The organism is Hymenobacter armeniacus (assembly GCF_014699055.1).
GTDB classification, from domain to species: Bacteria; Bacteroidota; Bacteroidia; order Cytophagales; family Hymenobacteraceae; genus Hymenobacter; species Hymenobacter armeniacus.
Genome location: NZ_JACXAC010000001.1, coordinates 682,094 through 708,022, shown reverse-complemented (window position 1 = coordinate 708,022; position 25,929 = coordinate 682,094). Strand labels below are relative to the sequence as shown.

The 25,929-nt window shown below is 65.5% G+C and carries 27 protein-coding genes; 17 read left to right on the top strand and 10 right to left on the bottom strand.

Going from position 1 to position 25,929, the window contains the following annotated elements:
- Nucleotides 1-38: 38 nt before the first annotated feature.
- Nucleotides 39-1,097: an AAA family ATPase gene (locus IC234_RS03135; RefSeq protein WP_190922365.1), complete on the bottom strand. Its 1,059-nt coding sequence runs from the start codon at nucleotides 1,095-1,097 to the stop codon at nucleotides 39-41.
- Between the two features lie 10 nt (nucleotides 1,098-1,107).
- On the bottom strand, nucleotides 1,108-3,870 hold the full coding sequence (locus IC234_RS03130; RefSeq protein ID WP_190922364.1) for a hypothetical protein: 2,763 nt from the start codon (nucleotides 3,868-3,870) through the stop codon (nucleotides 1,108-1,110).
- Nucleotides 3,871-3,968: 98 nt separating this feature from the next.
- Here IC234_RS03130 and IC234_RS03125 point away from each other — a divergent pair, with 98 nt between their 5' ends.
- From IC234_RS03125 to IC234_RS03110, 4 genes are all read left to right on the top strand, one after another.
- Nucleotides 3,969-4,571, top strand: coding sequence for a hypothetical protein (locus IC234_RS03125; protein ID WP_190922363.1), 603 nt, complete (start codon nucleotides 3,969-3,971; stop codon nucleotides 4,569-4,571).
- Between the two features lie 186 nt (nucleotides 4,572-4,757).
- Nucleotides 4,758-5,294 carry a hypothetical protein gene (locus tag IC234_RS03120; RefSeq protein ID WP_190922362.1) on the top strand — a complete coding sequence of 179 codons (537 nt, stop codon included), beginning with the start codon at nucleotides 4,758-4,760 and terminating at the stop codon, nucleotides 5,292-5,294.
- A gap of 50 nt (nucleotides 5,295-5,344) precedes the next feature.
- A complete protein-coding gene (locus tag IC234_RS03115; protein ID WP_190922361.1) occupies nucleotides 5,345-6,310 on the top strand; it encodes a tetratricopeptide repeat protein in 966 nt (321 codons plus the stop codon).
- Nucleotides 6,311-6,417: 107 nt separating this feature from the next.
- Complete coding sequence (locus IC234_RS03110) at nucleotides 6,418-7,893, top strand: APC family permease (protein ID WP_190922360.1); 1,476 nt, start codon at nucleotides 6,418-6,420, stop codon at nucleotides 7,891-7,893.
- Nucleotides 7,894-7,972: 79 nt separating this feature from the next.
- On the opposite strand, the gene IC234_RS03105 is transcribed toward IC234_RS03110, so the two are convergent.
- A complete protein-coding gene (locus IC234_RS03105) occupies nucleotides 7,973-8,689 on the bottom strand; it encodes a carboxypeptidase-like regulatory domain-containing protein (protein WP_190922359.1) in 717 nt (238 codons plus the stop codon).
- Nucleotides 8,690-8,927: 238 nt separating this feature from the next.
- The gene (locus IC234_RS03100) at nucleotides 8,928-9,359 is read right to left on the bottom strand and encodes a hypothetical protein (protein WP_190922358.1); all 432 of its coding nucleotides are present in this window, start codon (nucleotides 9,357-9,359) and stop codon (nucleotides 8,928-8,930) included.
- Between the two features lie 193 nt (nucleotides 9,360-9,552).
- Between IC234_RS03100 and IC234_RS03095 the strand changes: the two genes are divergently transcribed.
- The 3 genes from IC234_RS03095 (at nucleotide 9,553) to IC234_RS03085 (ending at nucleotide 12,590) form a co-directional block, all read left to right on the top strand.
- Nucleotides 9,553-10,902, top strand: a complete 1,350-nt coding sequence (locus IC234_RS03095; RefSeq protein ID WP_190922357.1) for an NAD(P)/FAD-dependent oxidoreductase — start codon at nucleotides 9,553-9,555, stop codon at nucleotides 10,900-10,902.
- 17 nt (nucleotides 10,903-10,919) lie between these two features.
- On the top strand, nucleotides 10,920-11,147 hold the full coding sequence (locus tag IC234_RS03090) for a hypothetical protein (RefSeq protein ID WP_190922356.1): 228 nt from the start codon (nucleotides 10,920-10,922) through the stop codon (nucleotides 11,145-11,147).
- A 90-nt stretch (nucleotides 11,148-11,237) separates the two neighbouring features.
- Nucleotides 11,238-12,590: a 4Fe-4S binding protein gene (locus tag IC234_RS03085; protein ID WP_190922355.1), complete on the top strand. Its 1,353-nt coding sequence runs from the start codon at nucleotides 11,238-11,240 to the stop codon at nucleotides 12,588-12,590.
- Nucleotides 12,591-12,611: 21 nt separating this feature from the next.
- On the opposite strand, the gene IC234_RS03080 is transcribed toward IC234_RS03085, so the two are convergent.
- The 3 genes from IC234_RS03080 to IC234_RS03070 all read right to left on the bottom strand — a co-directional run bounded on the left by IC234_RS03080 (nucleotide 12,612) and on the right by IC234_RS03070 (nucleotide 14,953).
- On the bottom strand, nucleotides 12,612-13,169 hold the full coding sequence (locus IC234_RS03080; RefSeq protein ID WP_190922354.1) for a hypothetical protein: 558 nt from the start codon (nucleotides 13,167-13,169) through the stop codon (nucleotides 12,612-12,614).
- Between the two features lie 239 nt (nucleotides 13,170-13,408).
- Nucleotides 13,409-14,401: an alpha/beta fold hydrolase gene (locus IC234_RS03075; RefSeq protein WP_190922353.1), complete on the bottom strand. Its 993-nt coding sequence runs from the start codon at nucleotides 14,399-14,401 to the stop codon at nucleotides 13,409-13,411.
- 93 nt (nucleotides 14,402-14,494) lie between these two features.
- Nucleotides 14,495-14,953, bottom strand: coding sequence for a peroxiredoxin (locus tag IC234_RS03070; protein WP_190922352.1), 459 nt, complete (start codon nucleotides 14,951-14,953; stop codon nucleotides 14,495-14,497).
- 436 nt (nucleotides 14,954-15,389) lie between these two features.
- Here IC234_RS03070 and IC234_RS03065 point away from each other — a divergent pair, with 436 nt between their 5' ends.
- The 10 genes from IC234_RS03065 to IC234_RS03020 all read left to right on the top strand — a co-directional run bounded on the left by IC234_RS03065 (nucleotide 15,390) and on the right by IC234_RS03020 (nucleotide 22,571).
- Nucleotides 15,390-15,599: a YgaP family membrane protein gene (locus IC234_RS03065; protein WP_190922351.1), complete on the top strand. Its 210-nt coding sequence runs from the start codon at nucleotides 15,390-15,392 to the stop codon at nucleotides 15,597-15,599.
- Nucleotides 15,600-15,671: 72 nt separating this feature from the next.
- Nucleotides 15,672-15,980 (top strand): hypothetical protein, encoded by a 309-nt coding sequence (locus tag IC234_RS03060; RefSeq protein ID WP_190922350.1) that lies wholly within the window; start codon nucleotides 15,672-15,674, stop codon nucleotides 15,978-15,980.
- A gap of 75 nt (nucleotides 15,981-16,055) precedes the next feature.
- Entirely contained in the window at nucleotides 16,056-16,514 is a 459-nt protein-coding gene (locus IC234_RS03055; RefSeq protein ID WP_223827436.1) for an Hsp20/alpha crystallin family protein, read from the top strand.
- Between the two features lie 113 nt (nucleotides 16,515-16,627).
- On the top strand, nucleotides 16,628-17,122 hold the full coding sequence (locus IC234_RS03050) for a general stress protein (RefSeq protein ID WP_190922349.1): 495 nt from the start codon (nucleotides 16,628-16,630) through the stop codon (nucleotides 17,120-17,122).
- Nucleotides 17,123-17,202: 80 nt separating this feature from the next.
- A complete protein-coding gene (locus tag IC234_RS03045; protein ID WP_190922348.1) occupies nucleotides 17,203-18,036 on the top strand; it encodes a universal stress protein in 834 nt (277 codons plus the stop codon).
- A 31-nt stretch (nucleotides 18,037-18,067) separates the two neighbouring features.
- Entirely contained in the window at nucleotides 18,068-19,021 is a 954-nt protein-coding gene (locus tag IC234_RS03040) for a universal stress protein (RefSeq protein ID WP_190922347.1), read from the top strand.
- Between the two features lie 97 nt (nucleotides 19,022-19,118).
- A complete protein-coding gene (locus IC234_RS03035) occupies nucleotides 19,119-19,496 on the top strand; it encodes a spore germination protein GerW family protein (RefSeq protein ID WP_190922346.1) in 378 nt (125 codons plus the stop codon).
- Between the two features lie 62 nt (nucleotides 19,497-19,558).
- The gene (locus IC234_RS03030) at nucleotides 19,559-21,364 is read left to right on the top strand and encodes an ABC transporter ATP-binding protein (RefSeq protein ID WP_223827435.1); all 1,806 of its coding nucleotides are present in this window, start codon (nucleotides 19,559-19,561) and stop codon (nucleotides 21,362-21,364) included.
- Between the two features lie 19 nt (nucleotides 21,365-21,383).
- The gene (locus tag IC234_RS03025) at nucleotides 21,384-21,989 is read left to right on the top strand and encodes a 2,3-bisphosphoglycerate-dependent phosphoglycerate mutase (RefSeq protein ID WP_190922345.1); all 606 of its coding nucleotides are present in this window, start codon (nucleotides 21,384-21,386) and stop codon (nucleotides 21,987-21,989) included.
- Nucleotides 21,990-22,181: 192 nt separating this feature from the next.
- A complete protein-coding gene (locus tag IC234_RS03020) occupies nucleotides 22,182-22,571 on the top strand; it encodes a DoxX family protein (protein ID WP_190922344.1) in 390 nt (129 codons plus the stop codon).
- 167 nt (nucleotides 22,572-22,738) lie between these two features.
- Here IC234_RS03020 and IC234_RS03015 read toward each other — a convergent pair whose 3' ends face one another.
- The 3 genes from IC234_RS03015 to IC234_RS03005 are packed head-to-tail and all read right to left on the bottom strand — an operon-like array spanning nucleotide 22,739 to nucleotide 25,786.
- The gene (locus IC234_RS03015; RefSeq protein ID WP_190922343.1) at nucleotides 22,739-23,434 is read right to left on the bottom strand and encodes an ABC transporter ATP-binding protein; all 696 of its coding nucleotides are present in this window, start codon (nucleotides 23,432-23,434) and stop codon (nucleotides 22,739-22,741) included.
- A 1-nt stretch (nucleotide 23,435) separates the two neighbouring features.
- Entirely contained in the window at nucleotides 23,436-24,692 is a 1,257-nt protein-coding gene (locus IC234_RS03010; protein ID WP_190922342.1) for an ABC transporter permease, read from the bottom strand.
- Nucleotides 24,689-25,786 carry an efflux RND transporter periplasmic adaptor subunit gene (locus IC234_RS03005; RefSeq protein ID WP_190922341.1) on the bottom strand — a complete coding sequence of 366 codons (1,098 nt, stop codon included), beginning with the start codon at nucleotides 25,784-25,786 and terminating at the stop codon, nucleotides 24,689-24,691. Before IC234_RS03005 ends, IC234_RS03010 begins: the two co-directional genes overlap by 4 nt.
- Nucleotides 25,787-25,929 lie beyond the last annotated feature (143 nt).

The following is a 25,929-nucleotide window of genomic DNA, read 5'->3' as shown; positions in this document are numbered from 1 at the left end:
GGAAGCCCGTTTGGGGAATGGACGATAACAGGTACCGGTTATCGTTGTACGAGTCCATCTCCCAGTGCTGTCCGCACCTGCGCCACCCGCTCGGTCACGGTGCCTTCTACCAGCGTGTAGGGAATGCCGTAAAAATCGAGCTGCATGAGAATGGCCCCGTGCTGAAAGCTGCGCAGCGCTTCGGGCCCGCGCCAGCCGTCCTGCTCGAAGGGCACCGTGGGCGCGCACACGAAAGTGTGGGCGTAGCGCTGCCCACACACGGCCGCCATGGCCTGCAGCGCGGGGTCGCAGCGGTGAAAATAGTAGTAGGAATACAGCGCCGTGGTGGCCGCGTTGGTGTCGCAAAACAGCACGCCGCGGGCCCGCTCGGCGGCTTCGTCTTCCAGCTCGGCGTGGCGCCGGGCAATGTAGAGCAGGTCGTCGAAGTCGAGGTTGCCGTTTTTTTGCTCGTGCAGGGTGCGGCCGTATTCGGGCACCCAGGCGGTGCCGCAGGCCTGCGCCAGGGCTTCGCACAGCGTGCTTTTGCCGCTGCTTTCGGCCCCCAGCAACACCACCCGCGGCACCGGCGCCGGCGGCACCGCGCCCAGCTGCGCCGCCACCAGCGGGTGCAGGTAGCGGGCCGCCGCGGCCGGGTTCGCGCGCGCCAACGTGCCGGAAACCGGGACCAGGGCCCGCGCCGCATCCACTTCCACATGCGCCACGCCCAAGTGGGCGGCAAATCCCGGCCCGTACGCTTCGCTGCTGAACACGACGTCTACCTGCATCCCCTGACGGGCCAGCCACTGCTTCACGAACTCGCGTTGCGTATGGTCGTCGGCAGCATCGGGCGGCACGCCGTCGGCCGCGGCCGAAAGGGCGAAAACGCGCAGCGGCGTGGCGCCAATGCATGGCCCGTCGGCCAGCTCGTCGCCCCGGTACAGGGCCCGCAGCCACTCGGCGCGCACCGCCGCCGGGTGCCGGGCCGAATCGGGGTTGGCATACACCAGCACCACCAGCTCGGCCACTTGGGCCGCGGCGGTTTCCAACAGCAGCTGGTGGCCCCAGTGCGGCGGCCAGAACTTGCCGACAACGAGGCCGGTGCGAATGGCTGAGTTCATTGCTAATTGTTTACAGGTTCACCTTCAATTCGGTGCGGCGCAGCTCGCGGCCCACCAAGCGGGCCAGCTGGTAGGTGTCGGTGGTGGCGTCGTAGCTCAGGGCCACGCCGGTGCCGGTGCTGGGCAGCGGCTCGCCCCCCAGCAGCTGGCCCCGCGCATCGTACAGAAACACGTGGGCCGGGCCGGGCTCGGTGATGGCCACCAGCCGGTGGTTTTTGCCAAAATCAAAAAACTGCACCAGCCGCTCGCCCGAGGTCACGAAGCGCTGCGTGAACAGGGGCGCCGCTTGGGTGGGCAGGTACACATCGATTTGGCTGCCGTCTTCGCGGGTGAGCACGAAGCTGTGGCCGCTGAGGTCGGGCACGAGGCGGAAGCGGGCGGTGCGGCTCCAGGTGGCAATGCGCTTCCGGCTCAGCACGTCGCCGCTGAGGTTGAAGGTGATGAGCTCGCCGTGCTGGTTGACGGTGGTGAGGCGGGTGCGGGCCAGCGTGGTGCCGGGCTGCACCAGCAGGTTGCCGGCCAGCCGGGCTCCCAGGCTCAGCGGGAAGCCCGGAAACAGGTTGCCCTGCCCGTCGTAGGCGTACACGTAGCCGTTTTGCAGGGGGGCCACCACCACGGTGCGGCCGCCCGCATTCAGCAGGGCCGGGCGCCCCGCCAGCGGAAAGTCGAGCCGCTTGGGCTGCCAGCCGCGGAACTCGCGGCCCCGGGCGTCGAGCAGGCGCAGCTCGTTGCCGGCCGTGCGGGCCAGCAGGCGGGCCGGCTCGCCGGGGCCGCCCGGGCCCACGGTCAGGTCGGTGAGGTGCAGGGTGTCGGGCAGGTTCAGGGGGAAGGGCGGCGCGTCGCGGCCGTCGTTGGCCAGCAGGTGCAGGCGGTGGCCGGCGCCCAGCAGCAGGCCGCCGGCCACTCCGCCCCCGGCCGCCAGCTGCGTGGTGCCCACGGCCGGCCCGGCCAGCGTGTCGGACCACACCACCGAGTTGTCGGCGCTCACAAAGTGCAGCGCCTGGGCCGAATCCTGCACCACCACGGCCGGAATGCGCGTGCCCAGCGCGGGCAGGGCCACCGGCGTGCCCACCAGCCCCCGCTTAAACGCCAGCACGCGCCCGTTGGCGGCGGCGCCCCCGGCCTGGGCGGTGGCGGGCCCCAGGTTGGGGTGGTGCAGCAGCAGCTGGGTGAAGTACTGCGCATCAGGGGCGGCCTCGTTGTCGGCCGGCACCAGCTGGAAGGCCAGTTGGGGAAAGCGCTTGAACAGGGCTTCGTTGCGCAGCAGGCCGGCGCGTCGCTCTTCCGTGAGCACGCCCAGCAAGGCGTTCCAGCTGTTGCGCGTGTCGATGAAGATGCTCAGGCGGGCGCGGGGCTGGGTTTCTTGCAAGAAAGACACCTGCGCCGGCGACTGCGCCCAGGTGCGCCCCGCCACCACATCGGCCAGGTAGGCGTTCAGGGTCAGCTCGTCCGACAGCACGAGGTAATTGCCCATCATCACCCCGGCGCCCGAAACTACTTCCACGGCGTTGGGCCGGGCCGGGTCGAGGAGTGGGCCCAGCACGGCCGCTTCCGAAAAGCCCACCGGGTGCACCTGGTACGGCCCCACCCGCGTGAAGGCCGGCGAGTTGCCGTTGAGGCGGCGCAGGCGGGCCAGCCAGGCCTCGGTGCGGGCCGGCACCGGGCAGCGCACCAGCGCCAGCCGGCCGGGCCGGCTGCCCGGCGCGGAAGCCGCCAGATAAGCCACCGCCATTTCGCCGCCCAGCGTGGCCCGCAGGCTGTCCAGCGCCGCGCCCAGCCCCAGCGAATCGACTGCCGACGACGTGGGCCGGGGCCAGGTGCGGGCCGGCTGCGCGGCCAGGTGCAGCACCAGCGCGGTGCGCGTGCTCAACATATCGGTGAGGCCCAATGGCTGGGGCGCCTGCCCGCTCAGCCGCTGCTGCAGGCTGCTGTGGGTAGTTTCCGGGGTCGAAAACCCCTGCAGCAAGGCCTGGCTGCCCGCCAGCTTCACGCCCAGAAATCCCTGCGACGCCAGCCCGGCCAGCAGGTCGAACTGCCCGTGGGCATCGCGCCGAAACAGCACGTCGAGGAACTGCGGCAGGCGGCGGTAGTTCACCAGCACGGTGGCGTCCACGCCGCGCAGCTTCAGCAGGTCCGTCGAGCCGAACGAGGCCAATACCGTGGGCGCGTCGGGGTGGGCCAGGCGGCGCACCACGGCCTCCACGAGGCCGCCGTTGGCGCTGATGAGCAGGTGGTTGCGGTAATTGAGCACGGTGAGGCTGAACTCGCTGCGCTGCTCGGTGAGGATGGTCAGCTCCTGGCCTTCGTACTCGCGGGTGCTGAGGCGGTAGCGGCCGTCGCGGCCCAGGGTTTCGAGCAGGCTGCGCACCTGCCGGTACTCGCTCACCCGCACCAGCGGAATCTGGTAGAGCACGTCGAACTCGCCGGGCCCCGTGACGTGCAGCGAGGTGATGACCAGCTTGCGGCCCAGCAGCGTGAGCAGGCTGTTGCGGCGCCGGGCGTTGCCGCCGCTGAGGCTGTCGGCCAGGGCCAGGTGGCCAGCGGCCTGCTGAAAGTAGCGCACGGCCGTGAGGTTGTCCCATAGCTCGGTTTCCTGGAGGTGGCGCACCAGCGTGGGGTGGTCGTGGGTGCTGAGCACGAGCACGGCATCGTCGGGCACCAGAGCGTAGGGGTCGACGGGCACAGCGGCCAGCGTGCGCCGGTAGTAGACGTACGTGGCCAGCGCCAGCAGCAGCAAGAGGGCCGTATACAGCGCCAGAAGCTTTCGGGACATGCGGGAGGAAGCGGATGACGGGCGACGAAAGTACGCCCGCCGCCGCGGCCGCGCATGAAATCAGAGCGTATCTTTCCGTTCGGTATCAAGCACCAGAAATGACCACGCCGCCCCGCCCGTTGTTTTCGTTGTTGTCGGGCCCCCGCCGCTGGGCCGGGCTGCTGGGCGTGCTGGCCCTGCCGGCCTGCTTTCAGCTGCGCGAGCCCGAGCCGTCGGCCACTGGCAGCGAGTGGATTCAGCCCACCCAAATCGACATTCTGCTGGCCAATTTTACCACGGCCGTGCAAAACGTGAACGTGGCCAACTACGAGCGCACCTTCAGCGGCCCCACCTACCGCTTCGTGCCCGACCCCACCAGCGCCGGCTCCTCGCCCGCCCTGTTTGCCAACTGGAGCGTGCCCGAGGAAACCACCTATTTCAGCAGCCTGCGCCGCCGCACGGCAAGCGGCGTCAAGAACACGCTGACCCTCACCGACCGCCGCGACCAGCTCTACACCGCCGACTCGGTGGAAGTATCGGCCCTGTACCAACTGCAGGTCACGCAGCAGGACACGGCCTTCCACGCGGGGCTGCTGCAGGGCAACATCCGCCTCATCCTGCGTCGCCGCAACAACGAGTGGCGCATTGTGGCCTGGCGCGACCAGCGCACCATGCCCGGCCTGTGCTGGACGGATTTAAAGAAATATTTCAGCTCGCATTAAGTGGGGAGGTGGGAAGCGAGTAAGATTGGAAGAATTGATAAAGTTGGGAGAATTGATAAAGAAGCAACGTCATGCCGAGCGCCGCCGAGGAATGACGTTCGTTCCTCCTTTGTCCTCTCACCTAATTGCCTGCTCCTTCTTCCCATCTCTCTTTTTCCCTATTTCCCAATTCGTATATTTCGGCCTATGAAGCCGTTGCGCCTGTCATTTCCGGTTTTGCTGCAAGCGGGCATTGTCCTGATGCTGACGGTGCCGGCCTGCAACCCGTTTGCGCCGGCCCTGGACGAGGTGCCCACCGACCAGAACGCGCTGCTGGGCAACCCCGTCACGGTGCGGGGCTTTTTCGACCGCTTCCGGGCCGCTTACCAGCTGCGCGATTCCACGCTCTACGGGCAGCTGTTGTCGCCGAAGTTCAAGTTCACTTACCACGACTTTGCCGCCAACGTGGACCGCAGCTGGACGCGCGACGTGGACGCCAACACTACCTACCGCCTCTTCAAAGCCGCCCGCTCCACCAACTTGCAGTGGACGCAGTACCTGCCCACGTCCGACACGCTGGCCTCCGACACGCTGGTGAACGTGGAACGGTCCTTCCTGCTCACCATCGAGCAGCGCGACAACGAGCGGTTTTCCGGCTCCGGCACGGCCCGCCTGGTGCTGGTGCGCAAAAACCGCAACGACCCCTGGCGCATGCGCAGCTGGTACGACCGCAGCGAGTTTTAGCTTCGGCACAGTTAATTTATGCTATCATTTTTATTTTTAAATGTTTATAGATGCGTTTTGGTTTTTTCCTGGCCCGTAGTATTGCCGCGCTTGGCCTACTGGGCGCCCTTGTTTGGGTGGGTGCCGCACCGGCCGCAGCGCAGGGCAACGTGTTAAAATCATTGAATGGACCCGCCCGACGACTGCTGCGAAAAGGCCAGTTTGCCGCGTTGCTGCCCGAAGTTGAGCAGCACCTACGGCAGGACAGCCTAAACGCCGACCTGTGGGCGTTGCGCGCCGAATGCCACCTCAACGAAAACACCGAAGCGCACGCGGCGCTCGCCTTGGTCGATTTAAACAAAGCTTTGCGTCTTCAGCCGAATACGTGGGCGTACCTGGCCGACCGAGGCTTTGCCAATTCGCAGACGTTCCGTAACGCCGAGTCGGTGGCCGACCTCACCGCTGCCTTGCAGCAAACGCCCGCAGATGCATCCCTGCTCTACTTGCGCGGCTACGGTCAGTTGGCGACCAATCACTTGCCCGAGGCTATCGGCGATTTTGCCCAAGCCAACACACTGGCGCCGCAGGAAAAAGACTATGCCCTATGGCTGACCTTCGCGCAGATGGTGGCCGGCCGCGACGCCGACGCCCTGCGCACCGCTAACGCCCTCGTCAGCCAAAACAAACGCTATAACCTGGCTTACGCCAGCCGTGCGCTGGTGCGCTGCAAGCTGCACGATGCGGCCGGCGCCCGCCAGGATGCCGACGAGGCCAACCGCCTGTCCTCCGACAGCACTACGCAATTCGTTTCGGCCGTGCTCTACGAGAAAACGGGCGATGCGGCCAAGGCCGAGCAGCTCTACGCCCAGCTGCAGGCCCAGTACAAGGGCAAGGGCAGCCTCCTCTTCGAACGGGGCGATTTGTACCTGCAATTCGGTGAAGTATCCGCTGCCGAAATTTACTGGAGACAAGCCGCCGCGCTCGGCAATAAGCACGCGATGGGCCGACTAGCCGCCGGCTTCAAAGCCAAGCCTTAACTGTCGAAGCGGACGTATTACAGCGGCGCAGCCAGCCAGGGCCGGCGACGGTAGCGAGCATTCATTCAGTTCAGCCTTCTATCTTCCCGGCTTCATTCCCTGGCTTTATGACCGAACCCCAACCCGACCAGCCGCATTTTAAGCGCGCCATCAATCTTTTCGACGCCATTATGCTCGTGACGGGCAGCATGATAGGCTCGGGCATCTTCATCGTCTCGGCCGACATTGCGCGGCAGGTGGGCAGCGCGGGCTGGCTGCTGGTGGTGTGGCTGCTCACGGGTTTCATCACCATGGCGGGCGCCATCAGCTACGGCGAGCTGGCCAGCATGTTCCCCAAAGTGGGCGGGCAGTACGTGTACCTGCGCGAAGCCTTCGGGCGCCTCACGGCCTTTTTGTACGGCTGGTCGCTGTTTCTCGTCATTCAGACCGGTGTGATTGCGGCCGTGGCCGTAGCTTTTGCCAAGTTTACCGGCGTGCTGATTCCGTATTTCAGTGTAAAAAACGCCCTGTTTAGCGTGGGTGCGTTTGAATTCAGCACGGTGCAGCTGCTGGCCATTGTGCTCATCGTGGGCATCACCGCGCTGAACGCGCAGGGCGTGCGCACGGGCAAGCTCATTCAGAACGTGCTGGGCAGCACCAAGCTCATTGCGCTGGCGCTGCTCATCATCTTTGGCGTGGCCCTGGGCATCAACCACGAAGCCATTGCCGCCAACTTCGCCGATTTGTGGTCGGCCACCCGCTCGGCCGCACCGGGCGTGAACGCGCCCACCCTGCCCATCAGCGGCGGCGCGCTGGTCATTGCCATCGGCATGGCCATGACGGGCTCGTTGTTTTCGTCGGATTCCTGGAACAACATCGGCTTCGCGGGTGAAGAAATTCAGAACCCCGAGCGGACGCTGGTGCGCAGCATGGCCATCGGCACGGCCATCGTGACGGCGCTCTACATCCTCATCAACGTGGTGTACCTGCTGGTGCTGCCGCTGCACGGCTCGCCGGAAGCCACCACGCTGGCCGGCCGCGGCATTCAGTACGCTACCGACGACCGGGTGGCCACGGCCGTGGCCGAGTCGGTGCTGGGCCGCGCCGGGGCCTATGTCATGGCCGTGCTCATCATGCTCAGCACCTTCGGGGCCAACAATGGCATCATCCTCAGCGGCGCCCGCGCCTACTTCGCCATGGCCAAAGACGGCCTGTTTTTCCCCGGCCTGGCCCGGCTGAACGGGGCCGGCGTGCCCGGCCGCGCCCTGTGGGCTCAGTGCTTCTGGGCCTGCGTGCTGTGTTTGAGCGGCCGCTACGGCGACCTGCTCAACTACGTCATGTTCTCGGTGATTCTGTTCTACGTCATCACCATCATCGGGATTTTCGTGCTGCGCCGCACCCGGCCCGAGGCGCCCCGCCCCTACCGCGCCTGGGGCTACCCGCTGGTACCGGGCCTCTACGTGCTGCTTGCCACCACGTTCTGTATCATCCTGCTCATCGCGCCCGACACGGCCGAGTTCTCGCGCCGCGGCCTGGGCCTGATGGCGCTGGGCCTACCGGTATACTTCCTGTTTGGCCGCCGGTTTGGGAATACTGGCGCGTAGTCCCATCCCCTGTTCACATGAAAAGGCCCGGACTTTCCTAGGAAAGTCCGGGCCTTTTGCGTTGCGCAGCTGGAGCGGCTTAACGCCGGCGCGATTTGGCGCGGGGGGTCAGGGTCACGTTCACGGGCTGGCTGCCACGGCTGCGGATTTCTTCGTCTTCGTAGCCGCCGTAGCCGAAAATCAGGGTGTTGTCGGTGCCGGCGGGGACTTCCAGGGTGTAGTTGCCGTTAGCGTCGGTGCTGGTGCCTTTGCTGCTGCCGCGCAGCAGCACGGTGGCCCCTACCAGGGGCTTGCCGATTTCGTTTTCAATCTTGCCCGACACCGTGACGGTGGTGGGCGCGGCGGGCTCTGCGGCGGCCACGGGCGCAGGGACCGGAGCGGCTTCTACCGGGGCCGGGGCCGGCGCGGCCGGCGCGGCGGCAATTGGGGCCGCCGCGGCCGCCGCTACCGGCTTGGGAGCCGTAGCGGGCTTGGCCACCGGTTTCTCAGCGGCTGCCACCTCTTCTGCGGTTTCGGCAGTGGGGGCGGCTTTGAGGCCGGCGGCAATGCTGTCGGCGGCGGTGGGGGCGGTGGCCGTCACGGCGGCATCGTCGAGCATGAAGGTGGGCGTCACGCTGGCCAGGCCGCTGCCGCCGCCCTTGGGCAGGGCAATATAGCCCACCACCAGGGCCAGAATCACGGCCCCCAGAATGTAGAGCAGCTTGTTGTTGCCACCCGAGGCTAGTTCTTCGTCCTGCGCCTCAAAATTGGGGTCGTAAGGTTCATTTTCAACGTTGGGTACATTGTCCGGATTCATCGTAACGACTGGTTAGCGTAAGGGTGGGAAAAGAAAAAGACACAGAATGGGTATTATCCTAATACTCTTGTATCGGATATGTCCGGCAAGTTAAGCTTTTGCCGCGTTATCAAGGTATCGGCGCGGTTTTTTCTTTTTCACTTTATTTCTTCGCCAGTCCCGGCATGCAAAAAGCCGCTCCGCCCCACCCGGGCAGGTGGCGGCGAAGCGGCTTTTGCCGGCGCGGGTAGCGGGGCCGTTACTCGTCGCTGATGCTTTCGCTGTTGCCGGCCGGCGTGGGCTTGCCGGTGGCGGCTTTCTCACCAAAGGCTTGGTCGCGGGTGCGCAGGTTGTGGTCAAGCTCGTAGCTGCCCTCGGCTTCAAAGCCCGGGCCCTGGGCCTGCTCGCCGGCGTGGGCGTGGTCGTTGCCGCCCTGGGGGCTGGTTTCGGAGCCGCCGATGTGCAGGTTTTCGAGCTGGTCTTTTTGGTTGCTGCGCTGAGTGTAGCCGTTGGCGCCGGTGTTGCGGGCGGCCGAGGGGTCGTTACTGGACTTGTTGTTGCTCTGGTCCTGCTGGTAGGCTTTCTGGCGCTCCAGCTCTTCGTTTTTCACGAAGTTTTTGTTTTCGGTGATGTCGGCGTGTTCGCCTTCGTTCGGGTTGGTGCCGTCGCCGGAAATATTATCGGGAATCATGGGCTGCGAGGTTAAGTGGAGGTGTTGGGTGCTGAAAGGCTTACGCAGCCCCCGGCTTTCCGTTACGCCGCCGGCCAAACCACGGCCCCGCGGGCCTGCGTAGATGCACCCGCCCGTTTCCAGCACGGCAGTGGCCGGCGCCTGGGTGCAGCAGAAACTCTACATTTGGCCTTTGGCCCTTCACCTTCCCCGCATGCACCTGGTTATCGTTGGCAATGGCATCACCGGCGTTTCGTGCGCGCTGGCCGTGCGCCGGCTGCGGCCCGAGGCGCGCATCACGCTGGTATCGGCCGAAAGCCCGCACCACTACTCGCGCACGGCCCTGATGTACGTGTACATGGGCCACCTGCGCCCGCAGGACATCAAGCCCTACGAAGACTGGTTCTGGGAGGAAAACCGCCTTACCCTGGTGCACGCCACCGCCACGGCCCTCAGCACCCGCGAGCACCGCCTCTCCCTCGACAACGGCACCACCCTAGCATACGACCAGCTGCTGCTGGCCACCGGCTCCGAAAGCCGCCGCCCCGACTGGCCCGGCCAGCACCTGGCCGGCGTGCAGGGCCTCTACGGCCTGCCCGACCTCGAAGCCATGGCCCGCGACACGCACGGCATCAGCCGGGGCGTGGTGGTGGGCGGCGGCCTCATCGGCGTGGAGCTGGCCGAAATGCTCCACTCCCGCGGCATCGAGCCGCTGGTGCTGGTGCGCGACGCTCACTATTGGGCCTCGGTGCTGCCGCCGGAAGAAGCCAACCTGGTAGACCGCCAGTTTGAAGAAAACCACGTGCCGGTGCGCTACCGCACCGAGCTCCGCGAAATTCTGGGCGATGCCCAGGGCCGCGTGCGGGCCGTGCGCACCACCGCCGGCAAGGAAATAGCTTGCCAGTGGGTGGGCCTGGCCGTGGGCGTGACCCCCAACCTGGCCCTGGCCCGCACCGACCCGGCCGTGGAAACCGACCGCGGCATCCTCGTCGATGAGCACCTGCGCACCAGCGTGCCCAACGTATGGGCGGCCGGCGACTGCGCCCAGCACCGCCGGCCCGGCGCCGGCCAAGTGCCCATCGAGCAGCTCTGGTACACGGGCCGCATGCAGGGCGAAACCGTGGCGCACACCCTGTGCGGGCAGCCCACGGCCTACCGGCGCGGCGTGTGGTTCAACTCGGCCAAGTTCTTCAACCTGGAGTACCAGACCTACGGCGAGGCGCCCGCCGGTCCGGTGCCGGGCGTCGAGAGCTTTTACTGGGAACATCCGTCGGGCCGGGCGGCGTTGCGGGTGTACTTCCGGGCCGGTGCGCCGCACGCGGTACTGGGGTTCAACGCCCTGGGGCTGCGCCTGCGCCAGGCCGTGTGCGAGCAGTGGATACTGGCGCAGGCGCCCGTGACCACCGTGCTGGCCCACCTGGGCGCGGCTAATTTTGACCCCGAGTTTTTTCCGCAGCACGAGCCGGCCGTGCTGGCGGCGTTCCGCCGGCAGTTTCCGCAGCTGCCCGTGGCCCTGAAGCAGCGCAAAGGCCTCTGGGGCCTGCGCCTGCCGTTCACCACTTAATCCCCCACCCTTTTCCCGTGGATTTCTCCAAGCTATACCGCCCCTCGGCCCTCAACAGCTTCCAGTTCATCGCCCTCACCGGCCTGCTGATGAGCGCCGGCGCGCACCTGATTCTGCACTTTTTTGTGGGCCACACCCCCGAGGGCTTTAGCTGGCTCTACGTGTGCTGGACGGCTTTTTACATCTTGGGCACGCTGAAAAATGTGTTTGGCAAGCCCGACACGCATCATCACCACCATCACTAAGGGGCCGCCGGAAGGTACCGCCAAGAAAGTGCTTGCATCCCTCGCTCTGCTGAGCAGGACACCCCATTACCACCATTTCCAAAAGCCAACATGACCACCGCGCCTCCGCTGCCCGCCACGCCCCCGGCCGAAAAACTCACCCTGGCCGTGGTGGCGGCTGGCCTGCTGGCCCTGCTGCTGGCCCTGGCCGATGCCGACGCCGGCCGTCAAAGCCTGTGGTTCTACCTGGCGCTGGCGCTGGTGAGCGGCGGCACGCTGGCCTGGAGCTGGCTGAAATTTGGCGGCGCGCCCGCCGGAGTGCAGCACCACAACCTGTGGCTGCGCGCCAGCACCGGGCGCGGCGCCGTGGCCTGGGTCACGGGGCTAGTGCTCACCGGGTTCTACGTGGTGCTCTACTGGTACAGCGGCGACGATGGCCACGGCCACTTCGGCCCGCTCGACCACCTGGTGCACGCCCTCGACGGGTTCAGCCAGTGGCTGCGCGCCCGGCCCGCCGACCAGTGGTTTCTCTACGGCACGTTCTACACGCTGGCCGTGCTGCTCATGGGCGGCCGGGCCCTCTGGAAATACCGGCACTCGCGCTACCAGCTCATCCGCACGGCGTCGGTGATGTTTTTTCAGCTGGGGTTTGCCTTTCTCATCCCGGGCGTGCTGCTGTTTTTTCAGCAGCCCGAATTTTATTTCTCGTATTTCTGGCCGCTGAAGTACGACTACCTGTTTCCGGGCACCGTAACGTCGCTGCTGCAAAACGGCGGGCTGGGCATATTCATGGTGTTTTGGGGCGCGGTGATGTCGCTACTGGCCACGCCGGTGCTCACGTATTTCTTCGGCAAGCGCTGGTACTGCTCGTGGGTGTGCGGCTGCGGCGGCCTGGCCGAAACCGCCGGCGACCCCTACCGCCAGCTTTCCGACAAAAGCCGCGCCGCCTGGCGCTGGGAAGTGCGGCTCATCTACCCCATCCTGGGCATCATCGTAGCCATCACGGCGCTGCTGTGGGTGCATTTTGCCACGGGCGGCACCCTGCTGGGCCAGGCCGGCACCGTGGCAGCCAAGTGGTACGGCTTCGCCATCGGCTCGGTGTTTTCGGGCGTGATTGGGGTGGGCTTCTACCCCATCATGGGCTCGCGGGTATGGTGCCGTTTCGGCTGTCCCATGGCGGCCTACCTGGGCCTGCTGCAAAAGCACTTTTCCCGCTTCCGCATCAGCACCAACGGGGGGCAGTGCATCTCGTGCGGCAACTGCTCCAACGTGTGCGAGATGGGCATCGACGTGAAGCAGTACGCCCAGCGCGGCGAGCCCATCATCCGGGCCGCGTGCGTGGGCTGCGGCCTGTGCAGCACGGCCTGCCCCCGCGGCGTGCTCAACCTGGAAAACGGCCCGCGCCAAGGCCGCTACCAAGGCGCGCAGCTGATTCACGCCGACTCGCTGCGCATCCTTTCCTAACCACTACGCGAGTCTTTAACTCTATTGCTGCCGGCGCTTGAGGTGCAGCTCAATCATGCGGGTGTCTTCGTCGCTCCACACAAAGCTGCGGATGTTTTCGACGCGCAGCACGGTCAGGCCGTCGGGCTCGCCGTATTCGGTGTAGCACTCGAGCAGCAGCTCCTGCTCCGTGAACTGCCGGATGTAACCGTACAAATCGGCCCCCACCTGCGAGGTCAGGTACACGAGCTGGCCCGCCTCCATGGCGCGCGACAACAGCAGCGGGATGTTGAGGTATTCCTGCTCCATAAACGCGGGCGACTTAATGCCGGCGTACACCTTGTCGAGGTTGTCTTCCTTAAGCTCGATGTTGCGGATGTACCGGTCGTCGAAATCGAGCTGGAAAATTTCTTCCAGGTTGAAGGACTGGATGCCGGTTTGCATGCCGTCGCGGTTGATGACGCGCATCATCATCAGCTCGTCGCTGAAGTTGATGACGTAGCCCACCGAGAAGCGGCCCTCCGATTGCGTGGTGCGCACGCCAAGCAGGCGTTTTTCCTGCTGCGCACGCTTAAACATCTCTATAAATAAGTCGGACATGGCGGCAGAAAGCGTAGCAATGTTGGTGACGGCCGGCGTTGTGCAGCCCGTTGTTTCAAGCCGCAAAATTACAAACAAGCTGATGCATACGCCAAGGCTAACGGCTCATTTACTGACAAATGGTACTGCCGCTGCATCCAAGCACGCGTGCCATCAACGGTTTTTCTTTGCGCTAAGCTTCTCCGTGTGCCAACGTCTTAGGCCATTCTTTCGCCCGCCCCGCTCAGCCTCAGCGCCTTCTATCGCAGAAAGGCCAGCAAGGCCTGGTGGAACTGCGCTGGCGCTTCTAGGTGCGGGATGTGGCCCACGTTGGGCAGCTCCACCAGCCGGGCGCCCTTGATGTGGGCGGCCGTGCGGCGGCCCAGGGCCGGGTATTGGCCCAGCTGCGCCAGCGTTTTGGGGTCTTTCACCAGGGCCTTGCCCACCACGGTGCGGTCGGCCTGGCCGATGATGAGCAGCGTGGGCACGGCAATGTGGCTGAATTCGTAGCTCACCGGCTGCTGGTATATCATGTCGAAGGTGAGGGCGTTGGCGCGCGCCACTTTCGCAAAATCGGGGCTCTGGGTTTGGGCGGCCAGCGGCAGCAGCCACTGGTCGTGGGCGGCGGGGTAGCCGTTGGGGTAATACGTTGCGTGGTACTTGCGGATGCTGGCTTCCGTGCTCTTGCGCTCGGTGGCCTCGGCCTGGTCCACGGTTTGGAAGGGCACGCCCACGCGGTAGTCTTCGAGGCCGATGGGGTTTTCGAGCACCAGCTTTTCGGTGGTTTCCGGGTACAGCAGGGCAAAGCGGGTGGCCAGCATGCCGCCCATGCTGTGGCCCACCACCACGGCTTTTTTCACGCCCAGCGTATCGAGCAGGCGCTTCGTGTTGCGGGCCAGCTGGTGGAATGAGTAGTGAATGTCGGCTTTGTCGGATTTACCAAAGCCAATCTGGTCGGGCACCACCACCCGAAAGCCCGCCGCCGCCAGCGCCCGGATGGTTTCGCGCCAGTAGGCCCCGAAGAAATTCTTGCCGTGCAGCACCACCACGGTGCGGCCGTTGGCCCGGGCCGTGGCGGGCACGTCCATGTAGGCCATGCGCAGGGCCTGGCCCTCAATGCGCAGCGGCAAAACCCTGACCGGAAACGGGTAGTCGTATCCGTCCAACGTGGCGTTGAGCGGGGCCATTTGGGCCGAAGCCGGCGCGCCCGCCAGCAGCAGGGGCAGCACCAGAAGCAGAAGAAAACGAGGCATCGCCAATTCAATCGGTGAATTGGCGTGTACGTCAAAACTGCCGCCGGTACTCAAAATTTTCCCTTTGGCGCCAGTATGGGCTGTGCGCTGCGGCTAAGCCGGCAGGCCTTCCAGCACCTTTTTAGCGTTGCTCACGTGGTCGGTGGCGCCGCTCAAAGAATTAAAGATGTACTGAATCACGCCGTGCTTGTCAATCACAAACGTGACGCGGCCGGGCAGCAGCCCCAGCAGGGCCCGGGGCACTTCGTAGAGCTTGCGCACCTTGCCGTCGGCATCGGCCAGCAGCTCGAAGGGCAGGCGGTGCTTCTGCGTAAATTTCTGGTGCGAGGCTTCGCTGTCGGAGCTCACCCCCACCACCTCGGCGCCAAGGTCTTTGAAATCCTCGTACTGGTCGCGAAACGAGCAGGCTTCGGCGGTGCAGCCGGGTGTGTCGTCTTTGGGGTAGAAGTACAGGACAATTGATTTTTGCCCTTGGTGGTCAGCTAAGTTGAAAGTGCTGCCGTTGCCGGTTTTCAACGAAAAGTCAGGGGCTTTGTCTCCTATTTTAAGCATCGATGTTAGAGTTAGTTGGGCGTTGTTACGGGAAAACGGCGGTTTTCTCATAACCGGATTGTGCCACGCGCATTTCCCGCTTTGAGCACTCTGCAGAAACAAGCGCCAGTTTCAGGAGCCCGAAAAGTGCGTCGGCTGCAAGACAACGACGACCGCCAGTATGTTCTCGCCCACGGGCTTTTCCCCCGAAAAAGCGGCACTGCGCCGCCGGTGATGGCCGCCACGGGCTTCCATGACCAGAATCAGCGGTTGCGCTGATTGGCATCATGCCCGTCGGCGGCTGGTGCTCAGAACTTTGCCTTATCCCCTGCGGCTTGTTGGCCGGCTCGAACCGCGGTTCTGGGCGGGGGTGGGAAGCGGCGCCGGCGACGGCACCACACCGCCAGGCTACTGCTGGCAAAACCAAGCCTGTCACTCATTTAAGCAGTTATCAATCATGCGACAAAACGTTGGTTCTCTCGACCGCGGCCTGCGCATTTTGCTGGCGGTCATCATTGTGGGGGTGCTGTTGCAACAGCAACGGACCGGCGAGCCGCTGCTTTTCTGGCTGGTGGTGGCCACGCTGCTGCTGGGCACGGGCACCTTTGGCTACTGCCCGCTCTACCACTTGCTGGGCATCAGCACGCGCCGCGCCCTGCCGAGCTGAGGCGGGCGGCTGTGCCCCGCCCCGCGTGCGGCCGATTCTGCCGCCGCGGATTCACCTTTTTTCTGAGCATTTATGAAAACTCCTGTAACACCGCCGCGCGTGCGGCGGCCGGCCCTGGCGCAGTGGTCGGCTTTTGGGGCCAGCATGCTGGCCGGGCTCACGGCGGGCCTGCTGTGGGCGCCGGCTTCGGGCCGGCACGCCCGCACCCGGCTGACGGCCGGCTTGCGCGACTGGTCGCGCACCGTGGCCGGCCGCTGGAACCTCTGGCCCTTGACGCTCTGGCCGCTGGTTCGGCGGCCCCGGCACCCGGCCGCGCCCGGTTCAACACGGCCCGCCCCCAACCTGGCCCTGCGGCCCGACCGGCTGCTAACCGAGGATTGACGATGAGCTCCTTGCGCCCGGCCTTACAACGACGGCCATTCACCTTACTCCAACTTCTAACCTCTTTCAAACGCCATGACAACGCTTCAAAAGTATCAGGACCCGTTTTTTGACATGATGCCGGCCACGTTCAGCACCATGCTCGACCGGTTTTTCAACGACACGATGATGACCCGGAGCCAGCTGACGGCCTTTTCGCCCAAGGTGGACACCTACGAGACCGAGAAAAGCTACGACATCGAGGCCGCCTTGCCCGGCCTAAAGCAGGAAGACATCAAGGTCAACTTCGACCAGGGCTGCCTCACGATTTCGGGCGAGCGCAAGTTTGAGAAGGAAACCGACGGCCGCCAGTACCACCGCGTGGAAAGCTCCTACGGCTCGTTCACGCGCTCGTTTCAGCTGCCCGGCGCCGCCGACCCCGGCAAGATTGACGCCTCCTTCGACAACGGCGTGCTGCACATCCACGTGCCCAAAAACGGCCACAAGCCCACGCAGCACCAGATTCCGATTCACGCCGGCCACAACGGCCACTAACCCGAAATGGACGGGCAGCCATTGCCGGCTGCCCGCCCTCGGGCCGGGCCTGAAGCCTCATTGGGTTGGCCGCCCGTCCTCGCTTCCTTCTGCATTTTTCCACTTTCCTCGCTATGAAACGCAACGAAACAGTGGTGGCCGTGTACGACACGCACCAAGCGGCCGAAGCCGCCGTGAAAGAGCTTCAGCAGGCCGGCTATGACATGCGCAAGCTGTCCATTGTGGGGGCCGACTATCAAACCGAAGAAAAGGTGCTTGGCTTCTACACCACCGGCGAGCGCATGAAAACCTGGGGCGGCATCGGGGCCTTCTGGGGCGGCATTTGGGGGCTGCTGCTGGGCTCGGCCATGTTTGTGCTGCCCGGCCTGGGGCCGCTGCTGCTGGCCGGGCCGGTGGTGTCGGCCCTGGTGGGCGCGCTGGAAGGGGCCGCATTGGTGGGCGGCGTGAGTGCCCTGGGCGCCGCGCTGGTGAGCATGGGCATTCCCGAGCACGAGGCCATTCAGTACGAGGTGGACCTCAAGGCCGGCAAGTTTTTGCTGCTGGCACACGGCACCGCCGCCGAGGTAGAGCGCGCCAAAGAAATGCTGCACCACCCCGCCATGGCCTAGTGCGCGCTGGGCGCTTGGCCCCGCTATCATCACACTCAACATCACCCGCCGAGCGCTGCCCGGCCCAACCCTCCCTTGCCATGAAACGGGCTTTTGTTGTGCTCACCGATTTGTCGGAAGCCGCTGCGCAGGCGCAGGGCTACGCCGCCCGCCTGGCCGCGCGCTTGCACGGCCGCTTGGTGCTGTTGCACGTGTACCTCAACATCGACCCGCTGCGCGACCCCGAGGAACTGGTGCTCACCACCGCCACCGAGCTGGCCGGCCGCGAGCGCATCCGGGCCGATTTGCAGCAGATGGCCCGCCAGCAACCCGTGCCCACCGAGGCCGAGCTCTCGTTCGATTCGCTGGGGCCGGCCGTGGCCAAAGCCGTGCGCCAGCACCAGCCGCTGCTGCTGGCCGTGGGCCGCGCCGCCCACCCCGCGCTGCTCGACCGCCTGCTGCCCCACGAGGTGGTGCCGGCGCTGCAAGCCGCCCGCTACCCGCTGCTGCTCGTGCCCGAAGGCTGGGCCGAAACCGAGCTGCCGCAGCGCCTGCTCGTGGCCGCCGACGGCGCGCCCTTCACCCTGGCCGCGCCGGCCTGGCCCTTGAAGGAGCTGTTCAATGCCTTGCAACCCACCACGGCCGTGGTGCACGTGGCGCCGGAAGTGCACGGCCCCTCGCACGGCGATGTGGCCCTGAAGTCGGTGATGAGCGCGCAGCTGTTCGGGCCCCTCACCAATAACAGCCTCTACGAAGTGCGCGAGGAAGCCCCGGCCGACGGCATTTTGCACGCGGCCCGGGAGCTGGGCGCGCAGCTGATTGTGGTGCTGGCCCGGCCGCACACCTTCCTCGGCAGCTTGTTCCACCGCAGCGTGACGGCGCAAGTGCTGCGCCGCAGCCCCGTGCCCGTGCTGGTGCTGCCCACCGTGGCCTGATGCCGGTTTGTCACTTTAACCTTTCTGCCTCATGGTTTCGCCCGTAAAATCCCGCCGGCAACGGCGCTTGCCAGCGGCGCCCGTCGTGCCAAAAACCGCCGTGCCGTCGCTGCTCGTCCTCGCCAATTTTTTCCCGGAAAGCCGCCGGGCCCTGCATTTTGCCGCCGAGCTGGCCGACCACCTGGCCGCCCCGCTCGTGCTGCTGCACATCGACGAGCTGGCCGCGCAGTACCCCGAAATTCCGCTGCGACACACCGCCGCCGAAGCCCGCGAGCTGCGCCAGGACCTGCGGCAGCTGGCCGAGGAATTGCACCGGCCCGCCACCGTCGAGCTGGGCACCGGCCTGCTAAAGCACATTCTCACCGAGGCGGCCCGGCGCCACGCCCCGGCCCTATTCGTGCTGGGCCGGCCGGCCGACGAGGAAGCCGATGTGGAGCTGAGCAAGGCGGTGGTGGACGAGCTGCGCGCCGCCCACCTGCCCCTGCTGCTGGTGCCCGAAGTGTACGCCGGCCCCGACCTGCCCCAGCACCTGGCCGTGGCCACCGACGACGAGCCCTTTGCCCTGCACGCCGGGGCCCGGGCCGCCCAGCTGCTGCTGCGGCGCCTGCTACCCACCCAAGTCACGGTCGTGACGGCTTCGCCCTTGCAAGACGATGCCGTGTGCACGGCCGCCCTGCACCACGTGCGCACCAGCGGCCTGCTGCCCGAATCGGTTCCAACGCCCACGGTGGAGGGGTTTTATGCCACCCAAACCGAGCAGGGCCTGCTGCACGCCATCGCCACCACCCAGGCCGACTGGCTGGTGCTACTGGCCCGCCCGCGTCGCTTCCTCGACCAGCTGCTGCACCGCAGCGTCACCAAGCGCATGCTGCACTGGAGCCCGGTGCCGGTGCTGGTGGTGCCCAGCCGCCAGGCCCGCAGCCGGGCACCCAAGCGGCCCGCGAAGTTGAACATGCCCAGGCTGGAGGATGAATTTCTCATCTGATGCCGCAGAAATATTCACCCGCCCTGGCAGATAAACTTATGCTCAGCCCATTTACCCCTATTGAATGATGAATTCGACGCCTCCTTCCTCGCCCGCCATGGCCACTGCCGAAACTTCACCCGCCGCCATACCGGCCCCTCCTCCCTCCACGGTAGAGCGGCTGGCCCAGCTGCTGAGCAGCTCCGTAACGGCCCAAACCATTTACGGCGCCCCCGTGGAGCGCGACGGCGTGACGGTGGTGCCCGTGGCCCGGGCCGCCTATGGCTTCGGCGGGGGCAGCGGCACGGGGCCGCAGGGGCCCGGCAGCGGGGGCGGCGGGGGCGTGGCCCTGCAGCCGGTGGGCTACATCGAGCTGCGAGCGGGCCGCAGCCGGTTCCGGCCCATCCGACGGTCGGTGGTGCCGCTGGTGGCCGTGAGCGGGGTGGTGGCGCTGCTGTTGCTGCGCAGCGTGCCCCGCCTGCTGGCGGGCCGCTAGCGGGCGGGACGGGTTTGGCGGGTTGGCGTGGTCAGTTTTACCCTTGTTCGGCTTGTGCTCCCATGAACTTCCCCACCCCGCCGGCCCTGAGCATCTGGCAGATTATTCGGCGCCTGGTTCCGTACGTGCGGCCCTACCGGTTACTGGTGGTCAGCACCTTGGTTCTCACGCTGGTGGGCTCGCTCACGGCGCAGGTCAACCCGTTTGTGCTGCGCTACACCGTGGACAAAGTGCAGGCGCTGCTGCACCACGGCCAGAGCCTGAAGGTTGGCATGCCGCTGCTGCTGGGCATCAGCGGCATTTTGCTGGCCAAGGAGGTGCTGAACGCGGCCATTGATTTCGGCCAGAGCTACTTCGGGGAGGCAATTCGGGTGTACGTGTCGAGCGCGCTGAGCCAGGACGCGGTGCGGCGCATCCTCTCCTACCGGCTGGGGTTTTACGCGGCCGGCAGCAACCAGACCGGCCGCCTGCAAACCCGCCTCGACAAAGGCGTGGACGCGCTGATGAAGCTGGTGCAAGACTTGTTTATCGATATTTTTCCGCTGCTGGCCGCGGCGGCCGTGTCGCTGGTGGTCATGTTTGCGGCCAGCTGGCGGGTGGGGCTGGTGGCGCTGGCCGTGCTGCCGGTATATTTCTGGCTGAGCTACCGGCAGGCCGTGCGCCTGAGCGGCGTGCGGCGTGGCATGCGCCAGCTCAAGGAAGACAAAAACCACGGCCTGCTGAACCTGATGGAGTCGGCGGTGGTCATCAAAAGCTTCGTGCGCGAGGCGTACGAGGAGGAAAAGCAGGACCACCTGCAGCACGAGCTGCGCGAAACCCAGCTGCGGATGCGCAAAACCAACTTCCTGTTCAACGGGCTGAAGTCGCTGGTGGAGCAGGTGGGGCTGGTGTTCATCATCGTGCTCACGGCCTACCTGGTGCTCACGCACGAGCTCACCATCGGGGCCATCATGTTCAATAGCATGCTGTTCCACAACGTGTCGGCGCCCATCCGGCAGCTCCACCAGATGTACGACGAGCTGAACGAGGTGCACACCTATTCCGAGGCCTTTTTCCAGCTGCTGGATGCCGACGAGGCCGTGGAGCCCAGCGGCCCGCTGCCGCCGGCCCACCTGCGTGGCACCTTCGAGCTGCGCCACGTCGATTTCAGCTACCCCAGCGGCACCCAGGCCCTGTTCGACGTGAGCCTGACCATCGAAGCGGGCAAAACCACCGCCCTCATGGGCCTGAGCGGCGCCGGCAAAAGCACGGTGGTGAACCTGCTCTGCAAATTCTACGAGCCCCAGCGCGGCGAAATCCTGCTCGACGGCCACCCGCTGGCCGACTACGACACCCACGCCCTGCGCGAGCGCATCGGGCTGGTGCTCCAGAAAAACCACATTTTCAAGGGCACGGTGGATGAAAACATCCGCTACGGCAACCTGCGCGCCACCCCGGCCCAGGTGCAGGACGCCGCCCGCCAAGCCCTCCTGCACGACCAGCTCATGCAGCTGCCCGACGGCTACCAGACCGATGCCCAGCAGCTCTCGGGCGGCCAGCAGCAGCGCATCGCCATTGCCCGGCTGTTCCTGAAAAACCCGCCCATCATCTTCCTCGACGAGCCCACCGCTAGCCTCGACGCCGTGACCACCGAGCAAATCAAGGCCAGCCTCGACGCGCTGAAGCAGGGCCGCACGGTGGTCATCATCTCCCACAGCCTCTCCCAGATTGTGGACGCCGACCGCACCTACGTGCTCGAACGGGGCCGCGTGGTGGAAAACGGCCAGCACCAAGACCTGTACGACCAGAACGGCGCCTACCGCCGCATTTTCGACGCCTCGGCCCGCAGCCTAAACCTCGAAAAGCTGGCCCGCACCCTCACATTCTAACGCATTCACCTCCAGCAATATGCCTCTCCTCGTTTTGGTGCGCCACGGCCAGTCGGAAGCCAACCTGGCCAACGTCTTCACCGGCTGGCTCGACGTGCCCCTCACGCCGCAGGGCGAGGAGGAGGCCCGCGCCGCCGGCCGCAAGCTCCACGGGCTGCGCTTCGACGCGGCTTTCTGCTCCACGCTACTCCGCTCGTTCCGCACGCTGGAGTTGATTTTAGAGGAAATCGGCCAGCCGGCCATTCCGGTGTACGCCACCGATGCCCTGCGCGAGCGCATGTACGGCGCCCTGCAGGGCCACAACAAGCTGGAAGCCGTGCACGAATACGGCGCCGAGCAGGTGGCCCGCTGGCGCCGCGGCTACGACGACGCCCCGCCCGCGGGCGAGTCGCTGCACCACACCCTCGACCGGGTGGTGCGCTACTACGACGACACGCTGGTGCCTGCCCTGCGGGCCGGCCGCAACCTGCTGGTGGTGTCGCACGGCAACACGCTGCGCGCCCTGCGCATGCAGCTCGACGGCCTCAGCGTGCCCGAGGTCGAAGCGATGGAAATTCCCACCGGCGCCATCCGGGTGTATGAATTCACGCCGGAGCTGGTGATTCAGGCCGTGCACGATATGTAGCGGGGACTGGGCAGGATATCAGCACAATGCTTACTGATGTAAATCAGGCAAATAACTCACCGGCGTCATGCCTCTGGACGGGGTGGAAATGCATTTTTGAATCAGCTGCTGCCGGGCGGTCTGCCGACCGCGGAACCCGCCTTCCGGCGGCCCGGGCAGCGTCTGTTTCACTTTTTTCAGCCGGTAATTGACATGAAAACCGCCAATTTCACCTACTGGGCCACTACCCTCATCCTCGCCGCCATGATGACGGTGGTGGCCATTGCCTACCTGGTGCAGCCCAGCATGGCGCAGATGTTCCACCACCTGGGTTTCCCCGACTATTTCCGCGTCGAGCTGGCCGTTGCCAAGCTGCTGGGCGTGGCGGCGCTGGTGTTCCCGGTAGGCGCGCGCCTGAAGGAATGGGCCTACGCCGGCTTCGGCATCACGTTCATTTCGGCCATCATCGCGCATTCCAGCGTGGGCGACCCGCTGAGCTACCGGGCCGTACCGTTCGTGGCGCTGGCCCTGCTGGTCACTTCCTACCTCACGCTGCACCAACGCAACCACCACGCCGACGACGGGCGCGTGATGATGGCCTAAGGGAGAGTTTGGCTGACTGAAGCCCAGGTCATGCAGCGCGCCGCGCAGCTTCTCGCGTGCGCCATCTGGCTCCCCTCTCCATTGGGAGAGGGGTCGGGGGTGAGGCGCCACGCCTGCCCGCCAACGAAGCACGCGAGATGCTTTGCGGCGCGCTGCATGACCTGGGTTTATTTTTGATTCGACGCCCCATTGATGATGCGGCCGTCCTCCATCTCGATGATGCGGTGGGTGCGGGCGGCAAACTCGGGGTCGTGCGTCACGATGAGCAGGGCTTGGTGGTAGGTTTCGGCCAGCTCCTTGAACGTGTCGAACACGACCTCGCCGTTTTTCTTGTCGAGGTTGCCGGTGGGCTCGTCGCCCATCACGATGAGCGGGTCGTTGATGAGGGCGCGGGCGATGGCCACGCGCTGCTTCTGGCCGCCCGAGAGCTGGTTGGGCTTTTTGAACGCTTCGCTTTCGATGCCCAGGAGTTGAAGCTTTTCGTAGGCGCGGTGCTCAATTTCGGCGCGCGACAATTTGCCCAGCTTTTCGCCGGGCAGCATCACGTTGCGCAGCACCGTAAACTCGTTGAGCAGGTAGTGAAACTGGAACACGAAGCCGATTTGGGCGTTGCGCACGTGGGCCAGCTCGGCTTCTTTTTTGCCCCGCATCGGCACGCCGTCAATCAGCAGCTCGCCTTCGTACACGGTGTCCATGGTGGAGAGGAGATAGAGCAGCGTCGATTTGCCGCAGCCCGACTTGCCCACCACGGCCGCAAACTCGCCCCGGCCCAGCGCAAACGTAATGTCGTGCAACACCTGCACCCGCACGGGGTCGTCGAAGTACTTAGTCAGCCGGCGGGCTTCGAGGGCGGGCGTGTCCATCTCACTTGCCGCGGATGATGACGACGGGGTCAATCTGGCTGGCCTTGCGGGCCGGAAAAAACCCCGCCAAATACGTGGTAACGACCGAGAACACCGCCCCAATGCCGTAAAAAATCGGGTCCGAATTGACCGGGTAGTAGTGCACCGTGGGCAGCGAGGCCGGGTGAAACGGCACCTGCGCAATGAGGGCCGACAGCCCCAGCCCGCACAGCAGCCCTACCCCCCCGCCCGACAGCCCAATGGCCAGCGCCACCGCCACGAACAGCCGCCGCACATCGGCCCCCGCAAACCCCACGGCCTTGAGGATGGCAATGGTGTCCATCTTCTCGTAAATCATCATGTTCAGGATGTTATAAATGCCAAAGCCCGCCACCGTGAGCAGCGTGACGCCCACCACGTAGGAAATGAGCGTGCGAATGGAGCTGCCGGTATCGAAGTCGGCATTAGCCGTCTGGATGTCAATGGCCTGCACGTCGTAGAGCTGGGCGTATTCTTTGGCCAGCCGGGGGGCTAGGGTGAAGTCGTGGAGCTTCACTTGCAGGTCGGTGATGTAGTTGTTGGCCTCGCCGAGCAGCTTTTGGGCGGTGGCCAGCGAGGTGTAGCTCTGCACTTTATCGACTTCGAGCAGGCCTGACTGAAACAGCCCGACCACCTTAAGCTGCACGCGGTTGCCCTTCACGGTGGTGAGCTGCACCACGTCGCCCACGCCCACCAGCATGAGGTCGGCGGCGGCTTTGCCCAGGATGATGCTGTTGGGCACGGTTTGCAGGCTCGCGGGGTTGCCGGCCACCACGTAGTCGCCGAAGGCAAACAGCCGGGTTTCCGGCTCGGGGTCGATGCCGCTAACGGTGCCGGTGAGGTCGATGGTACCCACGTTGTAGAACACCTGGGCCTGGGTTTTGGGGGCCACGCCGCGCACGCGCGGGTCGCGGCGCAGCGCGGCCAGGATGGCCGCCACGTTGTGGATGCGCGGCAGCTCGTCGGCGGGCTTGATGGAGCGGATGAAATTGTGCGGCCCAGGGCCGGTGAAGCGGTCCACGGGCTGCTGCGGGTCGGGCTTCACCTCGTTGTAGAGGCGCACGTGGGGCGTGCGGTTCAGCACCAGCCCGTCGAGCAGTTGGTTGAGGCCCGACATAAAGCTGAGCAGCGCGATAAACATGGTGATGCTGAACGTGACGCCGATGGCCGCCACCAGCGTTTGGCGCCCGCGGGCCCGCAGCAGGGCTAGGGCCACGTCGTAGAGCAGGGGCAGTTTCATGGGGCGGGGTCGATGAGTTCGTCGGAGGGCGAGAGGCCGGCCAGGATTTCCACCTGCTGATAGTCGCGCAGGCCGGTTTTTACCCGCGCCGGCTGGCCGTTGCTTTTCAGCACCGTGGAGTCGTTCAGGAGCAGGCGGCGCGGAATGAGCAGCGCCCTAGGCTTGGTTTGCAGCACGATATTGGCCTCAAAGCTCACGAAGGGGTAGAGCACCGGCGGCTGGCGCACGAAGGCGGCATCGACCTCAAACGTGCGGCTGCCGGTGTTCATCATGGGCGAAACCCGGGTGACGCGCGCCTGAAATACCTGGTTTTGGTAGCTATCCAGCGTCACGAGCACCAGCTGGCCGGGGCGCACTTGCACGATGTCCGTTTCATCGACCTGCATTTCGAGCACGAAGTGGCGGGCGTCGCCGAGCAGGGCCAGCGGCGTTTGGGGCGTCACGGCCTCGCCCTTTTCGCGGTAGAGCTGGTAGACAACGCCGTCGATTTTGCTGCGCAACAGGTAGTCGCCGGCCTGCTGCCGGGCAATCTGGAGGTTGTTGCGGGCCTGCGCGGCGGCAAAGTCGAGTTGCCGCCTGAGCGTCTGGTAGCTGAGCACGGCCGACTCATAGGCCGTTTTGGAGGCGGCGTAGGCCAGCTCTTTCTGCTCCAGCGTGAGCTTGGTGCCGATGGCCTGCTGCCAGAGCTGGCGTTGGCGGGTGAGCTGCAACAGGTCGTTTTGCATGGTGCGGCGTTGCAGGGCAATGCGCTGGCGGGCTTCATCGAGCTGGCTTTGGTTGGCCCGCAGGTCGGCGTAGCGGGCGGCCAGGGCGGCGTTTTCCTGGGTTAGCCGGGGCACGTCGCTGGCGATGGAGAGCAGCGGCGCGCCCACCCGCACCGAGTCGCCCTCGCGCACCAGCACCGCATGAATAACCCCGCCCACGGTGGCAAACGCCTGGTACTGCCGCCCGCTCTTAACCGTGCCGGCCGCGTACACCGACTCTGAAATGGCCGACCACACGGGCTTCACCCGCTCGGCTTTGTCGCGGCAGCCGGCCACCAGCAGCAGCAGCCCAGTTAGCCGACCAAGCCGGGAGTACCAGTTGAGATTCATGGACAAGCAGGCGGCCGGTTGTGCCGGGGCACCGTGTTTTGGCCACAATTTCAGCCCGGGCCACGCCGCAAACCATGACCTTAATCAATTGAGGTTTCGATTGTTGTCATAGGCCAAGATTGTAATCAAGCACAGGGCTGATT

Excerpts from the sequence above, each read along its gene's own strand:
- IC234_RS03130 (WP_190922364.1), bottom strand. The coding sequence starts at position 3,870 with ATGTCCCGAAAGCTTCTGGCGCTGTATACGGCCCTCTTGCTGCTGCTG.
- IC234_RS03135 (WP_190922365.1), bottom strand. The coding sequence starts at position 1,097 with ATGAACTCAGCCATTCGCACCGGCCTCGTTGTCGGCAAGTTCTGGCCG.
- IC234_RS03085 (WP_190922355.1), top strand. The coding sequence starts at position 11,238 with ATGACCACCGCGCCTCCGCTGCCCGCCACGCCCCCGGCCGAAAAACTC.
- IC234_RS03040 (WP_190922347.1), top strand. The coding sequence starts at position 18,068 with ATGGTTTCGCCCGTAAAATCCCGCCGGCAACGGCGCTTGCCAGCGGCG.
- IC234_RS03105 (WP_190922359.1), bottom strand. The coding sequence starts at position 8,689 with ATGAATCCGGACAATGTACCCAACGTTGAAAATGAACCTTACGACCCC.
- IC234_RS03015 (WP_190922343.1), bottom strand. The coding sequence starts at position 23,434 with ATGGACACGCCCGCCCTCGAAGCCCGCCGGCTGACTAAGTACTTCGAC.
- IC234_RS03020 (WP_190922344.1), top strand. The coding sequence starts at position 22,182 with ATGAAAACCGCCAATTTCACCTACTGGGCCACTACCCTCATCCTCGCC.
- IC234_RS03010 (WP_190922342.1), bottom strand. The coding sequence starts at position 24,692 with ATGAAACTGCCCCTGCTCTACGACGTGGCCCTAGCCCTGCTGCGGGCC.
- IC234_RS03045 (WP_190922348.1), top strand. The coding sequence starts at position 17,203 with ATGAAACGGGCTTTTGTTGTGCTCACCGATTTGTCGGAAGCCGCTGCG.
- IC234_RS03070 (WP_190922352.1), bottom strand. The coding sequence starts at position 14,953 with ATGCTTAAAATAGGAGACAAAGCCCCTGACTTTTCGTTGAAAACCGGC.
- IC234_RS03100 (WP_190922358.1), bottom strand. The coding sequence starts at position 9,359 with ATGATTCCCGATAATATTTCCGGCGACGGCACCAACCCGAACGAAGGC.
- IC234_RS03065 (WP_190922351.1), top strand. The coding sequence starts at position 15,390 with ATGCGACAAAACGTTGGTTCTCTCGACCGCGGCCTGCGCATTTTGCTG.
- IC234_RS03115 (WP_190922361.1), top strand. The coding sequence starts at position 5,345 with ATGCGTTTTGGTTTTTTCCTGGCCCGTAGTATTGCCGCGCTTGGCCTA.
- IC234_RS03125 (WP_190922363.1), top strand. The coding sequence starts at position 3,969 with ATGACCACGCCGCCCCGCCCGTTGTTTTCGTTGTTGTCGGGCCCCCGC.
- IC234_RS03030 (WP_223827435.1), top strand. The coding sequence starts at position 19,559 with ATGAACTTCCCCACCCCGCCGGCCCTGAGCATCTGGCAGATTATTCGG.
- IC234_RS03055 (WP_223827436.1), top strand. The coding sequence starts at position 16,056 with ATGACAACGCTTCAAAAGTATCAGGACCCGTTTTTTGACATGATGCCG.
- IC234_RS03120 (WP_190922362.1), top strand. The coding sequence starts at position 4,758 with ATGAAGCCGTTGCGCCTGTCATTTCCGGTTTTGCTGCAAGCGGGCATT.
- IC234_RS03060 (WP_190922350.1), top strand. The coding sequence starts at position 15,672 with ATGAAAACTCCTGTAACACCGCCGCGCGTGCGGCGGCCGGCCCTGGCG.
- IC234_RS03075 (WP_190922353.1), bottom strand. The coding sequence starts at position 14,401 with ATGCCTCGTTTTCTTCTGCTTCTGGTGCTGCCCCTGCTGCTGGCGGGC.
- IC234_RS03110 (WP_190922360.1), top strand. The coding sequence starts at position 6,418 with ATGACCGAACCCCAACCCGACCAGCCGCATTTTAAGCGCGCCATCAAT.
- IC234_RS03080 (WP_190922354.1), bottom strand. The coding sequence starts at position 13,169 with ATGTCCGACTTATTTATAGAGATGTTTAAGCGTGCGCAGCAGGAAAAA.
- IC234_RS03005 (WP_190922341.1), bottom strand. The coding sequence starts at position 25,786 with ATGAATCTCAACTGGTACTCCCGGCTTGGTCGGCTAACTGGGCTGCTG.
- IC234_RS03025 (WP_190922345.1), top strand. The coding sequence starts at position 21,384 with ATGCCTCTCCTCGTTTTGGTGCGCCACGGCCAGTCGGAAGCCAACCTG.
- IC234_RS03095 (WP_190922357.1), top strand. The coding sequence starts at position 9,553 with ATGCACCTGGTTATCGTTGGCAATGGCATCACCGGCGTTTCGTGCGCG.
- IC234_RS03050 (WP_190922349.1), top strand. The coding sequence starts at position 16,628 with ATGAAACGCAACGAAACAGTGGTGGCCGTGTACGACACGCACCAAGCG.
- IC234_RS03035 (WP_190922346.1), top strand. The coding sequence starts at position 19,119 with ATGGCCACTGCCGAAACTTCACCCGCCGCCATACCGGCCCCTCCTCCC.